The 14,875-nt window shown below is 49.8% G+C and carries 13 protein-coding genes; 2 read left to right on the plus strand and 11 right to left on the minus strand.

Annotation, left to right across the window (positions count from 1 at the left end):
• The 3 genes from pstA to AC3WRW_RS24005 all read right to left on the minus strand — a co-directional run bounded on the left by pstA (window position 1) and on the right by AC3WRW_RS24005 (window position 2,896).
• The gene (gene pstA / locus AC3WRW_RS23995; protein WP_492548797.1) at window positions 1–858 is read right to left on the minus strand and encodes a phosphate ABC transporter permease PstA; all 858 of its coding nucleotides are present in this window, start codon (window positions 856–858) and stop codon (window positions 1–3) included.
• Window positions 855–1,691, minus strand: a complete 837-nt coding sequence (gene pstC, locus AC3WRW_RS24000; RefSeq protein ID WP_492548798.1) for a phosphate ABC transporter permease subunit PstC — start codon at window positions 1,689–1,691, stop codon at window positions 855–857. Before pstC ends, pstA begins: the two co-directional genes overlap by 4 nt.
• Window positions 1,692–1,975: 284 nt before the next feature.
• Window positions 1,976–2,896 (minus strand): phosphate ABC transporter substrate-binding protein, encoded by a 921-nt coding sequence (locus AC3WRW_RS24005; protein WP_492548799.1) that lies wholly within the window; start codon window positions 2,894–2,896, stop codon window positions 1,976–1,978.
• A 290-nt stretch (window positions 2,897–3,186) separates the two neighbouring features.
• On the opposite strand from AC3WRW_RS24005, the gene AC3WRW_RS24010 reads away from it, so the two are divergent.
• The gene (locus AC3WRW_RS24010; RefSeq protein ID WP_492548800.1) at window positions 3,187–5,109 is read left to right on the plus strand and encodes a methyl-accepting chemotaxis protein; all 1,923 of its coding nucleotides are present in this window, start codon (window positions 3,187–3,189) and stop codon (window positions 5,107–5,109) included.
• A gap of 294 nt (window positions 5,110–5,403) precedes the next feature.
• On the opposite strand, the gene motB is transcribed toward AC3WRW_RS24010, so the two are convergent.
• Together motB and motA are read right to left on the minus strand one after the other, a co-directional pair.
• The gene (gene motB, locus AC3WRW_RS24015; RefSeq protein ID WP_492548801.1) at window positions 5,404–6,210 is read right to left on the minus strand and encodes a flagellar motor protein MotB; all 807 of its coding nucleotides are present in this window, start codon (window positions 6,208–6,210) and stop codon (window positions 5,404–5,406) included.
• Window positions 6,207–7,001, minus strand: a complete 795-nt coding sequence (motA, locus tag AC3WRW_RS24020; protein WP_492548802.1) for a flagellar motor stator protein MotA — start codon at window positions 6,999–7,001, stop codon at window positions 6,207–6,209. Before motA ends, motB begins: the two co-directional genes overlap by 4 nt.
• A 325-nt stretch (window positions 7,002–7,326) precedes the next feature.
• Here motA and AC3WRW_RS24025 point away from each other — a divergent pair, with 325 nt between their 5' ends.
• Window positions 7,327–8,190, plus strand: coding sequence for an aldo/keto reductase (locus AC3WRW_RS24025; protein ID WP_492548803.1), 864 nt, complete (start codon window positions 7,327–7,329; stop codon window positions 8,188–8,190).
• 91 nt (window positions 8,191–8,281) lie between these two features.
• Here the strand turns inward: AC3WRW_RS24025 and AC3WRW_RS24030 are convergent, their stop codons facing one another.
• From AC3WRW_RS24030 to rhaI, 6 genes are all read right to left on the minus strand, one after another.
• Window positions 8,282–9,028, minus strand: a complete 747-nt coding sequence (locus AC3WRW_RS24030) for a LutC/YkgG family protein (protein WP_492548804.1) — start codon at window positions 9,026–9,028, stop codon at window positions 8,282–8,284.
• Entirely contained in the window at window positions 9,021–10,538 is a 1,518-nt protein-coding gene (locus AC3WRW_RS24035) for a LutB/LldF family L-lactate oxidation iron-sulfur protein (RefSeq protein WP_492548805.1), read from the minus strand. The genes AC3WRW_RS24030 and AC3WRW_RS24035 overlap by 8 nt, the downstream gene beginning before the upstream one ends.
• A complete protein-coding gene (locus tag AC3WRW_RS24040; RefSeq protein ID WP_492548806.1) occupies window positions 10,525–11,268 on the minus strand; it encodes a (Fe-S)-binding protein in 744 nt (247 codons plus the stop codon). The genes AC3WRW_RS24035 and AC3WRW_RS24040 overlap by 14 nt, the downstream gene beginning before the upstream one ends.
• 110 nt (window positions 11,269–11,378) lie before the next feature.
• The gene (locus AC3WRW_RS24045; RefSeq protein ID WP_492548807.1) at window positions 11,379–12,146 is read right to left on the minus strand and encodes a DeoR/GlpR family DNA-binding transcription regulator; all 768 of its coding nucleotides are present in this window, start codon (window positions 12,144–12,146) and stop codon (window positions 11,379–11,381) included.
• A gap of 9 nt (window positions 12,147–12,155) precedes the next feature.
• A complete protein-coding gene (rhaB, locus tag AC3WRW_RS24050; RefSeq protein ID WP_492548824.1) occupies window positions 12,156–13,658 on the minus strand; it encodes a rhamnulokinase in 1,503 nt (500 codons plus the stop codon).
• The gene (gene rhaI, locus AC3WRW_RS24055) at window positions 13,652–14,872 is read right to left on the minus strand and encodes an L-rhamnose isomerase (protein ID WP_492548808.1); all 1,221 of its coding nucleotides are present in this window, start codon (window positions 14,870–14,872) and stop codon (window positions 13,652–13,654) included. Before rhaI ends, rhaB begins: the two co-directional genes overlap by 7 nt.
• Between the last annotated feature and the right edge of the window lie 3 nt (window positions 14,873–14,875).

Genomic DNA, 14,875 nt, shown 5'->3' on the forward strand with positions numbered 1-14,875 from the left:
TTATTTCCCCCCGGAAAGTCTTTTTTGTAAGATTCGGCTTGGTATGCTGACTAGCAGGTTAAAGATAAGTACGACGATCAGGAGCAGCGCGGCACTTCCTTTGGCAATTTCCTTCGCGTCCGGAACGAGCGCTTCAGCGCCGACATACCACAGGTGAACGGATAACGTCTCACCCATCTTCAGCGGGTTGAAATCCGGGAAGAACCTGGAAACCGATAAGCCGGCTGTGTAAATGAGAATGGCGGATTCGCCCAATGCGCGTCCGGCAATCAACGTGATCCCCGTAATCAAGCTGGGCAGCGCCGCAGGAATCAGCACTTTGCGGATCGCCTGCCACTTGGTTGAGCCGAGCGCCAAGCTTGCTTCCCAGTAGGAATCCGGAACGGTGCGGATCGATTCTTCCGTAACGCGAACCATAACGGGCAAGTTCAACAGGGCTACCGTCGCCGCGCCGCCGAGAATGGAGAATTTCAGTCCGAGCAAATTGGCAAACAGCAAGAAACCAAACAAACCAAAAACGATGGAAGGCACGGAAGACAAAGCTTCAACAGAGATACGGACAAGATCCGTAAACCAGTTCTTTTGCGCGTAAATCGCTAAGTAAATGCCTGAGAATAGTCCAATTGGAATAGAGATCAATAAGGACAAAATCAAAACATAGAAAGAGTTGAATAATTGAGGTCCGACGCCTCCGCCGGCTTTGATTTCCTCCGGTTTGCCGAAGATGAAGTGCCAGGACAAATGTGGAATCCCATCGCCTAAAATTCGAAAGAGAAACCAAGCTAAAATTGCAATGATGACAATACCCGATGTCCAGAAGTACACCGTGGCAATCCGATCTGTTGTTTTACTTGTCATTTCACTTCACTCCTCTTTGCAACGATGCGAATAATAATGATTAAGGATAAGGAGATCACAAGTAAAAGCAGCGCCATCATGTATAAGGCATTGTTCCAAGTTGATCCGTAATTCGTATTTCCCATGTCCTTCACGATAGCCGTTGTTAATACCGTTGTGGAATCCAGCAATGATTTCGGCATTTGCGGCGAGTTACCGATAACCATGAACACCGCCATCGTTTCACCGATTGCACGACCCATGCCAAGAATAATCGCCGTTAAAATACCCGGTCTTGCTGCCGGCAGCAGTACCCGCCACAATGTTTGCCAACGCGTAGCTCCGAGTGCCAGCGAGGCTTCCTCCAGCCGGCTGGGCAGCGAGCGGATAGCATCCTCCGAAATGGAGAGAATAGTCGGTAGAATCATAATCGCCAATATGATAGAAGCAGGCAGTATGCCGTAAGCGACATTGCCGGTTAATTTACCCAATGCCGGAACGATGACCGTCATCCCGATCAAACCGTAGACGACCGAAGGAATGCCCACGAACAAATCGGTGGCGGGACGCATGATTTCACGCATCCATTTCGGTGCGATTTTGGCCATGAACAACGCTCCGGACAAGGCCAGCGGTACGGAGATAACGACGGAAACTAGCGTCATCAGCAAGGTGCTGTATAGAAACGGAAACGCTCCGAATTTATTTGAGCCTGGCGTCCAGTCGGTGGAGAAGAAAAACTCCAAAGGACTTACTCCCTGAAAGGTTTTTAATCCTTGCATCCCGACAAAAACAATGATAGAGAAAATGATGGCTGATACAAGAGCAGCACTCCCGACAAACACCCATCTCATGATGCTGTCTTGTCTATGTTGTCCTTGGGTCCATTTACTAACAATTGGACGGCTTTTGTTGTCTGAACTCGCATTTGATAGTTTGTCTGCTACGGAATTCACTGGGTTAATCCCCCTTTATTTAATACCACATGCCCTAAACATGTCATACCTTCATAATAGGACATGATTGTCATTGGATCGTTAATGAATTGTAAAGGGAATGTAAAAGTTTACGATTATGGCATCTAGAACAGCAAAAAGAGCGCCCGCATGTTTGCGTACGCTCTTGATGTGAGATTCAATTATTTTTTAAGCAAATCAGCAGGCAAGAATTTCAAATCGCGAACTTGTTTACCTTGGAATTCTTTGCTGGAGATATACTCGATGAATGCTTTAGCAGGATCTTTTGCTTCGCCTTTTGTATACATGTGCTCAACACCGAACAATTTGTAAGTGCCGTTTTTGATGTTGTCTTCAGAGAAAGCTACGCCATCGATTTTCAAAGCTTTTACAGTGTCATCGATGTAAGGAGTATCAACATAACCGATGGAGCTGGATTGGCCAGCTACCGCTGTTTTCATTGCGCCGCTGTTTTCTTGCGTGATTCCGTCTTTTGTGAAGTCTTTGCCATCAAGAATGATGTTTTTCACAAGTGTACGGGAACCGGAGCTGTCTGGACGGTGTACAAGAACGATTTTCGCATCGTTGCCGCCAACTTCTTTCCAGTTCGTTACTTTACCCATGTAAATGTCAGCTGCTTGTGCTTTTGTTACGTTATCTACTTTAACATCTTTGTTTACGATAAGTGCAAATGGAGCAATTGCTACTTGGTGGTCAACAAGACCTTTATCTTTATATTCAGCAGCAGGTTCTACGTCGGAGTTACCGATATCGGAAGTACCGTCAGCTACGTTTTTAATCCCTGTACCTGAACCGCCGGCTGTAACGTTGATCGTTACTTTCGGGTTCTTTTCCATGAACTCAGTTGCCGCTTGTTTAACTAGTGGAAGAAGTGCGCTTGAACCGGAAGCCGTGATTGTACCGGAAAGTTCTGTTTTAGGCGTATCAGTAGGCTTTGCCGACGCTGTTGCAGCAGTAGTTGCAGCAGGTGTTGTGGAAGCTCCGTTAGTTTCTGTTTTAGCTCCGCATCCAACCAATGACCCCATCATTAATACCGCGGAAAGTGTAAATGTAATCCCTTTTTTCGACATGAGCTTGAACATAGTCAGCATGTCCTCCTTTTATTTGTATGTTGCTTGTCTGGTTAGTTTCGATTTCCTTGTTTGTCTCTCGCAACTAACTTACAAATACATCTTAACAATCGAATGTAAATTTCAAACCCAAGAAACGTAAACGTAATGTAAAACTTTTTATAGTTCCTTTTTGCTAGATTTGTATGGTTGATTTTACATGTTATTTACACAGATCGACGCTTTAGTTAATAGAAGCCTCCTATATTAATAAGTAGAAACAAGAAATATATCAGATCTTGTCTATTTATGGAGGGATGAGTGTGAGTAAGTTATTCTTTTTCAATACGACCATGAGATCCAAATTAATCGCTAGTTTCAGTGGAGTGCTGCTAATCTTTCTAGCTGTTGCCTTTTTCAATCTCCACCAGGTTAATCAAATCAAACAACATTTGAAGGATCAGAATGACAAAGTCGCACTCAAAGTAATGGCACTTGAATTTAAGGAAATGGTTCAAGATATGAACATCATTGCCTCAGGGCTGGAGATTTCGAAGAAACCGGAATACATATTTAAATACAATGCGAAGCGTCAACCTTTTAATGATTACGTTAAAAAAATTGGCGATACCGCCGCTACGCCGGATCAACAAAAATGGCGCAGCCAATTGATCCAAGCCTCCGTAGACTACATAAACAACTTTGATTCTGCCGCACAAATGATTCAAGTTAATAATGGTACGAGCACGAAGGATTTAGAAATCAATCTGATGTATTTGTACAATGAGTCCCAGGATTTGAAAACGAGCATCTTCGACCTCGTCGACAAGTTTTATGTGACCTACTCAGAGTCTGCGGATCAAGCGATCCTTTCATCTACCGATGCCCTGGACAGCACCAGCCAAGTTATGATGTATGCCTCCGTACTGGTGCTTATCGTGACTGTCTTGATCGCTTTCATCCTTATCCGTTCTTTCGTCCGTCCGATTCAGAAACTGCAGAAAGCCGTTTCTCTAATCGCCGCCGGGGATCTGACGCATACCATTAACGCTGCCTCCAAGGACGAGCTCGGTCAGCTCAGTCAGAGCTTTGACCATATGATCCTGCAGGTTCGGCATATGCTTCATACGACTAAGGAGATCGCTTCTTCGTTAAGCGAACACTCGCATGAATTTCACCGCTTCTCGCAAATCACGGCGACCGCCAATTCGGATATTTTGAAGGCGATCCATGAAATATCGAAAGGCGCGGATGAGCAAGCCACGAAAACCGAGTCCAGCTCCTTCATCATTGCCGAGCTTGAATCGGAAATTCGCGACATTACGGCCTACACGCACGAAATGATTCGCGCAAGCGACGAGGCCGCCGCAGGCACGCTGCAGGGGGCAGGCTACGTCCGGGCGTTGAAAGCCTCGTCCGAACAGTCACAAGCTGTGCTGCACAAAGTTGATGCAGCGATGCAGACCTTAGCCGCCAGCTCGAAGCAGATTGGCGCCATCACACGTTCGATCACGGAGATCTCGACGCAAACGAACGTGCTGGCCCTCAATGCCGCGATTGAAGCGGCAAGGGCCGGGGTGCACGGCCGCGGCTTCTCCGTGATCGCGGATGAGGTTCGTCAGCTGTCGCAGCAGACGAACGATTCGTCCAAGACGATCAGCGGCATTACGCAGGCGCTGCAAGTACAAATCCAAGAGCTGCAAAGCTCGCTCTTGGAAGCAAGGGATTCTGCGGATACACAGAATCATCGCGTAGCGGACACGCTCAGCTCCTTCGAGCGCATCGAGCACTCCATGAATGGCATCAAGGAACAGATCGAGCACATTCATCTGAAAATCGAGCAAGCGCGTTCCAAGAACGATACGCTTGTTGACTCTGTTCAATTCGTGGCGGCGATTGCCCAGGAAACAGCCGCCGGCGTTGAAGAGGTCAACTCGACATCTACAGAGCAGGATGCCTCCATCCGCCGAATCGCGGAAGAGTCGGATGACATTCTTGCTTTAGCCGATCAATTATTTGCGGAAATCAGCAAGTTTCGGATTGGCGATACGGGCGTGAATCATACGCATGAGGCCGCGGCGGTAGTTCCTGAGGATGTTGAGGCTGCGGAGGCTGATGCAGAAGCAGATGATGATGCAGACGAAACAGAGAGGGATATCGAGGATCATTCTTTTAGTGGCAATGGTGCTGATAAGCCCGCCCCTGAAGGAGCGCAGGAGAAGAAAGAGCCGGCGATTGTCGGGTAAACGAATAAAGGACCTAGGGATTTCCCTAAGGTCCTTTATTTGTTCCCCTGCACCCCTAAAGCGGAACTACAGGGCACTATTTTTACCCAAAACGGATAGTTTCTGTTTCGAGGGGAACTACGATCCCCTATTTGGCGATGTAGGTATGATTTCGGAGTAGTTTGAAAGAATAGCATACTATAGTTCCTCTTTCTAGCTCCTTCGCAGCAAAATAGCCGGAATAGCACCCTGTAGTTCCCTTATGCTTCTAAGTTTTCGCTCTCCCTTGAGCTTGCCTTTGCTTTTTACCTCATCCTATCTCGCAATCGCATCCGTTGCTTTAATGTTGCGCAGGATGCTGACTTCGACACGGCGGTTCTGGGCCCGGCCTTCCGTCGTATCATTCGAGGCAATCGGGCGGTATTCCCCGTATCCGACAGAGGAGTACGAAGACGGGTTGATTTTACCGTTGTTCAACAATATTTTCATAAAATTAACGGACCTTTTCGCGCTCAAATCCCAGTTCGTTTCAAAATCCGCCCGGTGAATCGGGATGTTATCCGTATGTCCTCCCACTTCAACCTGATAGCCCGGATAATTCGCCAGCATGTCCCCTATGGACACAGCCAGCTTCTGCGAATCTTGCTTGATCGTCGCCGATCCGGAATCAAACAGCGCGCGGTCACTGATCGTAATCGTCAATTTCTCGTTATCCAGCTTCGTCGTCAACTGCTCGTTCAACTGATTATCTTTGATGAAAGCATCCATGCTTTTCTTCAATTCTTCCAGATCTTTCTCTTCCTTCTGCAGTTTGGCCGCCAGTTGGCTGTCCGTTTTGCTTTGCTCTTTCGCCTCTGGGTTCTGGTTCTTGTTATTGTTTTTCGTAGAGTTCGCCGCATTATCAATAGGAACTATATGAGAAACTGCGAAGGGCGCTTCCCCGCCCGTGAACGCATTGTTTAAGGACCTCATAATGGAGTCGTATTTCTTCGAATCCAACTGGCTGGAAGCAAATAGAATGATAAATAGAGCTAGAAGCAAAGTAAGCAAGTCCGCATAGGGAATGAGCCAGGATTCATCAACGTGTTCTTCATGGTCCTCATGCTTCTTCTTTTTACTCACTGCGGAGCGGCCCCTTTCTCTTCTTCGTCATACGACGCGCGTTCGTTGTTGGCTACGAAGATCATCATTTTTTGCTTCACAGAGTTGGCGGAAACACCGGATTGAATCGAGAGCAAGCCTTCAACCACCATAAGTTTAATTTCAACTTCCTTCTTGGACTTCTGTTTTAGCTTGTTGGCAAAAGGGTGAAAAACAACGTATCCCAGAAAAATCCCGAACATTGTCGCAACGAATGCCGCTGAAATCAGATGCCCCAGCTTCTCTACTTCACTTAAATTACCCAGGGCAGCAATCAAACCTACAACGGCGCCCAAAACGCCGAGTGTCGGTGCATATGTACCGGCTTGCGTAAAAATACCTGCGTATTTCTTATGTCTCGCTTCCATTTCGGCAATATCCTCAAGCAGGACGTCGCGCACGAAATCAGGATCATTTCCGTCGATAATGAGGCGCATACCGCTTTTCATAAAAGGATCCGACAGCTCCTCCGCTTGTTTCTCAAGAGAAAGCAAGCCTTCGCGACGCGTAATGGATACCCATTCGATAAACGTATTGATCAGTTCTTTTTTAGGCATTAATTTTTGTTCGGTAAAAATGATTTTTAACAGCGCAGGAATCTTCTTAATTTCTTCCAATGAAAACGCAATAAATAAGGCCGAAGCTGTTCCACCGAAAATGATGAGAGCAGCAGCAGGATTCAGAAGCGCCGCCAAACTCGCTCCTTTTAACACCATACCTACACCAATCGATATAAACGCTAAAACAATTCCAATTAATGATGATTTCTCCATCTTCCAGGCACCCTCTTATCTCTAATAATTGAAGCCGTGTCAGAAGCTCTCCATAATTCGACAAATAGATCTTCTATGTATATAATGATAGGTTTTATTGCTAAAAATTACAATCTATTTTGCTGAAACATAGGACCGCAGACATGTATTTTTTGTGAAAATTAATGATATTTGACGAATTCTGGCGGCTTTCTCCAGACTAATTTATACTTGAGGATAAGCAACTCCTGCAAAAATCGATATCCCCATATGAAAAGACGATGGTATGATTAGGTAGCAGGTTAGGAAACGATAGAGAAGTAGCATACATAAAGGAGCGATGATCTTGGAGAAACGAATGTTTGGCCGGACGGGGCAGCAATTTCCTCTACTCAGCTTTGGCGCGCAGCGCATCGTAGACGAGCACAACTGTACGGAAGAAGAAGCGATTGCGATTGTGAATCGCGCGATTGACGAAGGCATTACGTATTTCGATACAGCGCCGAGTTACTCCAAAGGCCAATCGGAAGAAAGACTCGGCAAAGCGTTAGCGCTGCATGGCCGCAGAAAGGATGTCTGGATTGCGACCAAGACGCACGATCGAACCAGAGACGGTTCATTGAAGCTGCTGGAAGAGAGTCTCAAACGGCTGCAAACGGATCATGTGGATGAATGGCGCTTGCACAACATCATGACGATGGAAGAGCTGGACAATTGCTTTGCCAAGGGCGGGGCTCTGGAAGCTTTGCTTGAAGCCAAAGAACAAGGCATGATCAAGCATATATCAATCAGCGGACATACGAACCCCCGCGTTCAGTTGGAAGCGATCGACCGGTATCCGTTCGACAGTGCGCTTGTCGCCCTCTCAGCGGCCGATCACCTCGTATACAGCTTCGCGCATGAGTTTCTGCCCAAGGCGAATGAGAAGGGCATCGCTGTTATCGGTATGAAAGTGATGGCGCTCGGCAAGCTTGCCCCTTGGTATGAGAAGGCGCTGCAATACACGTTCTCTCTGCCGATTGCTACCTCTATCGTCGGCATGGAATCGATGGAGCAGCTGGAGAAGAATCTGGCTATCGCCAATAGCTTTAAGCCAATGACTGAATTAGAGCAGCTGGACTTCCTGAAGGAGATTATGCATCTAGCCAATCCGGATGTACTGCGCTGGAAATCAACCGACTGGGTGTCGGGAGAATGGTACGTTCGGTAGAAGCGTTTCAATTAACCGCCTGATAAAAAATTATAGGCTGTCCCCAGTCATGTCTATGACTTGTGGGACAGCCTTTTGTGCAAGTAGTGCCTTATTCGATAATCAACGCATATACGATGCCGGGACCATGCACACCAATGGTCAAATCGTTCTCGATATCGGCGGACCGACTCGGACCGGAGATGAAATGAATGCCTGCGGGCCGCTCGCCTACAGCAAGCTCGTCAAAAGGCCGCAGAACTTCGCCCAGCTTCGTCCGGAGCCGATCCACCGGAATGATCGCGATGAACGTCGTCGGCAGCAGGCTGACGCTTCTGCCTCTCGTCGCGTCGGACGTGACCACTAGCGAGCCGGTATAGGCTACGGCGTGCTCGACAGCGACGATGCCGATATCTGCGCCGGCCGCTTTGGCGACTAGCTCGTCTTTGGCCTCAGCACCGGAGTCTTGCGCGTTCCACACGGTCATGTCGGTGTCCGTCTCTTCAGCCAGCGTCGCACGCAGCATCTCCAGCTCCGCCTGATCCTGCATGATCAAGTGCTTCGCCTGCGTTTTAGCGATAAAATCTATAATAAACGCTCCCGCTTCCTCCATGCCCGACAAGCGTTGGGCGTGTCCGCCGGCTTTTTGCCAGTTCGTCATGAACAGCTGGATCCGCTCCTCCATCGGGAGGTTGACTTCCTCCCAAAAAGCCGGAGCTCCCTTCATAGGGTGCGCCGGAGCGGTCTGCAAAGGCTTTGCTCTGCCCAGGCGCGTCGCAATATTAGCGAAGAACGCCTCCTGCTTCTTGAGCGCTTCTTCCTGCAGTTGATGTAGAAATGCCGCATCCGATTTAGCCATGATGTTGTCCTCCTCCGCCGTTTTTGCGGTCAGCCACCAGCTTCTCCATGCGCGCTTTCATGACAGCGTCAAGCTCGGGAAAGGTACCTTCCAGCCCCTGTTCAATGTCTTTCCACGATTCGCGGAACGTCTTCTTCGCCATACTTGGCGCGTAACGATACGAATTCCACCCTTTGAGCGGCCCGATTCGCGCTTTAATATGACCGTCGCGGACGAGCAGCTTTTGCCCGACGCGACCGAGCTTAATGAGCGCCTTTACGCGCTTCGCGTCGGACATGAGGAAACGAAAGCCTTTCATGCCCACTTTCTCGGCAAAATCCGTCGATCCCCGCTCTACTTTACGCTGGCGAAGGTAGACGAGCATATCATGCAGCGGAATTTTCACCGGGCACGCCTCATAGCAAGCGCCGCAAAGGCTGGAAGCGTTCGCGATGTCGTCCCATGTGTCGACATTTTTGTTCAAAGCCGGCGTCAGCACAGCCCCGATCGGGCCGCTGTACACGCCTCCGTAGGCGTGACCGCCGATATGGCGGTACACCGGGCAGGCGTTCAAGCAAGCGCCGCAGCGAATGCAATTCAGCAATTCCTGGAACTCCGGATCGCCGAGCTGCAGCGATCGTCCGTTATCCAGGATAATGATATGCATCTCCTCGGGGCCATCGCCGTCCTGCTTGCGCTGCGGACCGGAAATGACAGACATGTACACCGTCAGCTTCTGTCCGGTCGCCGAACGCGGCAGCAGCGTCGCCATGACTTCGAGATCGTCCAGCGTAGGAATGATGCGTTCCATCCCCATGAACGTAATCTGTGTCTTCGGGATGGTGCTCACCATTCTGGCGTTCCCTTCATTCTCGAAGAGGACCATGGAGCCTGTTTCGGCAATGGCAAAATTGCAGCCCGTCATCCCGATGTCGGCTTCCAGGAATTTCTCGCGCAGCTTCCTGCGCACATACCCGGCCAAAATCCCGGTATCCGGCTCTAATTTTTCCCCTGCGTCCTCGGAGAGAAGGTCTGCGATCTGGTACCGGTTTTTGTGAATCGCCGGAATAATGATATGCGACGGCGTTTCGCCGGCAAGCTGAATGATGTATTCGCCGAGATCCGTCTCAATCGCCTCGACGCCGATTTCCTCAAGCGCATGGTTAATGTGCAGCTCCTCGGAGACCATCGACTTGGACTTCACGACACTCTTCGCCTTTTTGTGCTCGGCAATCTGCATCGTCAACCGGACAGCGTCGGCCGCATCGGCTGCGAAATGAACGTGTACCCCCTGGGCCCTTGCATTTTCAACAAATTTGCCAAGGTAGTAGTCAAGGTGCGCAATCGTATGCAAGCGAATTTCCCGTCCGCGCTCACGCCACTCTTCCCAATTCCCGTGCTCTGCGGCCGCTGCCAGCTTCCCGTTCTTCAGCCGCTCCGTCGTAAATTTCACCGCGTTGCGCAAGAAATCGTTGTTCAAGGCAATCTTGGATCTGTCCTTCACCGTTCCGCTTGGTTTATGCTCGCTCATGGGCAAGTTTCACTCCCTCAGCCAATAATTCCGCCAAATGCATCACCTTCACGGGTTTCCCGCGGTAGGACAAATTGCCGGCAATATTCATTAAACAGCCCATGTCGAGTCCAACGAGCACTTCGGCTTCCGTCTCGAGCACGTGATCGGATTTCTCCGAAACCATCGCACCGGAAATATCGCACATTTTGACCGCAAAAGTACCGCCAAACCCGCAGCAATCCTCTGCATGAGGAAGCGGCAGCAGCTCCATGCCGCGAACGTTTTGCATCAGCTGCATCGGTTCGGCTTTAACGCCCAGAAGCCGGCTGCCGTGGCAGGACGGATGATAGGTCACCTTGTGCGGGAACTCGGCCCCGACATCCGTAACGCCAAGCACTTGCACGAGGAACTGCGTGAATTCATATGTTTTTTCAACGAGACGGTTCGCGCGCGCCAGTTGAACAGGATCATTTTCGAAAAGCTTCGGATAATAATGATGAATCATACTTGTACAGGAGCCTGAAGGCGATATGACAAAATCGCTGTCTTCGAAAGCCTCCAGCAGCGTTAACGCAGAACCTCGCGCCTCATCCCAATACCCGCTGTTAAAAGCGGGCTGGCCGCAGCAGGTTTGCATCGCGGGGAAGTCCAGCTTGACTCCGTATCTGGCAAGCAACTGAACGATAGACTCGCCAACCTTGGGATAGACAAGATCGCTGAGGCACGTAATGAACATCGATACTTTCATGTTGCAGCTAACTCCCTTCCTGAATCGTTCCCTCCACAGAGGCATTTGGCTATATAAAAAACCATCCTCAGTACGGGAGAACATACTGGAGATGGAAGGAACAATGTCGATTACTCTTTATCTAATTGGATGACATGCACACCTTTTTCGCGAATGGAGTCCAAGTCTTCCTTATTCGTTTGTCCGTCAGTAATGACATGCTTAATTTCCGGCCAAGCCGCCACCTGCGTTAAAGATTGCATGCCGAATTTGCTGTGATCCGCCAGCAGGTACGTTTCGTCGGCAATGGAGATCATTTTGCGCTTAATGAGCGCTTGGAGCTCGTTCGACTCGCTGGTGCCGCGTTGGATATGAACGCCTTTGCAGGACAAGAACAGCTTGTGGACGTGGTACATGTCCAGCGATCTCTCCGCCAGTGGTCCTACGTAGGACAACGACTTCGGAGAAAGCAGGCCTCCGGTTGAAATAACTTGAATCTTTTCCTTGCCGCTGACCTCAAGCGCAACCTTCATCGAATTCGTCAAGATGGTCAGAGGCATATCGGGGATCAATTTGGCCATGTACCAAGCTGTTGTGCTCGCATCCAATATGATTCTGTCACCCTCGCGAATATGCGATACCGCTTCCTTCGCAATGCTGTTCTTGAAATCGGCATGTGCCGTCTCCCTTTCCAGGAACGGGACTTCCGACTGCGCTTCCTTCACACTGACTGCGCCGCCATGGCTGCGCATCAGCTTGCCTTCGCTTTCCAACCGGTCCAAATCCCGCCGGATCGTTTCTTCCGTCACTTGACACAGCTCGCTGAGCTCTGTCACGCGAATGCTTCCTCTTTCATTAACTAACTGAACGATTCTCTGCCATCTTTCCGCTACCAGCATCGTCTTCCCTCATTTCATCCTCGATCGGGACGCCACCTGACAAAATGTTTCATACGCCGCCTGCCAACCCGCGCCATCCTCGGGGATGTACGTTTTGACCGGGAACGAATTCCGAATCAGCTTCCTGGCTTCGCGCAAATTCGCGATATACCCTAATGCTATCCATTGTACTACAAGGTTTCCTAAGGCACTACCCTCGACAGGTCCTGCCCAAACCTCGCGCTCTATAGCACTCGCTGTAAATTGACAGAGCAGTTCATTTTGGATGCCTCCGCCAACGATATGAAGGCCGGCGTACGTTTTACCCGTGAGCTGTTCGGTCCGCTCCAGGACAAACCGGTATTTGAGAGCCAGACTTTCTAAAATAGCACGCACGATCTCCCCTTCGTTCTGCGGCTGAGCCTGCTGCGTTTCCCGGCAATACTGCTGAATTTGCTTCGGCATATGCGGCGGATTGAGGAACATGTCGTCATCCGGATCAATGAAGAATTGGAACGGCTTCGCCTGCCCGGCAAGCTGGACGAGCTCGGAGAAGCTCATTTTGTTGCCTTCTTTATCCCACGTACGTTTGCACTCCTGAATCAGCCACAAGCCCATAATGTTCTTGAGCAGCCGGTTCGTACCATACACGCCGCCTTCGTTCGTAAAGTTCCATGCCAAGGCCTGTTCCGTCAGGACCGGCTCCATCGTTTCAGTGCCCAGTAAGGACCAAGTGCCGCAGCTTAAAAAAGCAAAATCATCGTCAAGCGCAGGAACGGCGGCCACGGCAGAGGCCGTATCATGCTCGCCGACGGCTATCACAGGGATGGAAGCAACATCAAGCTCCTGGCAGATGTCTTCGGTTAATGAACCTACACGTGTGCCCGATGGAACCGGATTGAGGAACAGATCCGATGGAAGTTCAAGCCGCTCCAGAAGTTCCGTATCCCATGTCATCGTTGTCGCATTCAAAAGCTGTGTCGTCGTGGCATTCGTGAACTCGCTATGTTTTTCGCCTGTTAAGAAGTAGCGGAGCAAATCGGGAATCATCAAGAACGTTTCAGCGCGTTCGAGCAGCTCCGGATTTCTCTCGTTGATCGCAGCTAACTGAAAAATCGAGTTGAATTGCAGGAATTGCAGCCCTGTTTTGGCATAAAGCTCCTCGCGTCCGACGGTTGCGAACACCTTCTCCATGATATGGTCGGTCTGATGATCGCGATAATGGTACGGATTGCCGAGCAGCTCGCCATTCTTGGAGAGAAGCCCGAAATCTACCGCCCAGGAATCGATGGCCAAGCTTTCAATCTCCGTGTATCCCAAATGCTTGGTTTGTAAAATGCCTTGTTTCAACTCATGAAACAAGCGCAAAATGTCCCAGTGAAGGCGGTCCCCCACCTGCACCGGATCATTCGCAAAGCGGTGAATTTCCTCGATCGTCACTTGGCCCGCTTCAGCATCAAGGCGTCCGACGATCGCTCTGCCGCTGCTTGCTCCCAAATCAAAGGCCAGAACGCTTGAGGGTTTGCTCACCAGCTCGCACCGCCTTTGCCCCTAACATTGATGCTTTCGTCGTAGCCGCTCTCCAGATACGCTTTCATCGGATCGACAGGCACGCCAATCTCTTCGCGAACAGCATGCAGCAGCGGCGTAACATCGAATTCGAACGCTTTGCGAACCGCATCTTCTGCGCCTAGAACGTCTTGACGCTCTTGAGCGTCTTTCACTTCGTCGAGGTTGATGAGAAGAGCTTTTGCATATTGAGTTTGAACGTTCAGTACGGAACGCAGCATCGCAGGAATTTTGCGCTCGATATTATGGCTTTGATCGATCATGTACGCGATGTTGTTTGCGGCTTGACGGATTTGCGGATTTTTATCGTTGGCTGCATCAATAATTTGGTAGAAAATCAGGAACAGCTCGTAAGGGTTCACGGAGCCTACGATCAAGTCGTCATCCCCATATTTGCGGGAGTTGAAATGAAAGCCGCCGAGTTTATTTTCATCTAATAAATAAGTCACGATATGCTCGATATTCGTACCTTGCGGATGATGGCCTGTGTCTACAAGCACTTCCGCTTGAGGACCCAATTTGTTAGCCATATTGAACGCCATGCCCCAGTCCGCCAAATCCGTGTGGTAGAAAGCCGGCTCATAGAATTTATATTCAATCAGCATGCGCATGCTTGGCGTCATAGCGTCGTACATTTCTTTGAGCGCCTCATACATCCAAGTTTTGCGTGCGCGAATATCGACTTGCCCCGGGTAGTTGGAACCGTCAGCAAACCATAGGCTCAAAATGTCGGAGCCTACTGTTTTGGCGATGTCCACGCACTCCAGCAAATGATCCGTCGCTTTGCGGCGAATCGCTGCGTTCGAATTCGTCACGCTTCCGAAAATATAATCATCTTCTTGAAAAAGGTTAGGGTTCACCGCACCGATGGAAACGCCAAGATCAGCCGCATGCTGCTTCAGCTTCGCGTAATCGTCCACTTTATCCCAAGGAATGTGGATGGCCACCGACGGGCAAACGCCCGTCAGCTTATGAACCTGCGCCGCATCCTCGAACTTCTCGAAAGGATTGCGGGGCACGCCGTTTTGCTTATACACTTTGAAGCGAGTTCCGGAATCTCCGTAACCCCAGGATGGGGTTTCTACTTTGAGGGCTTTCAGCTTGGCTTTGACAGCCGCCAGGTCAATCCCTCTATTTGCTTGCTGTTCTTCAAACAGCGCATATGCTTTATCGCTCATCGG

It is taken from the genome of Paenibacillus sp. FW126-R14, assembly GCF_058789495.1.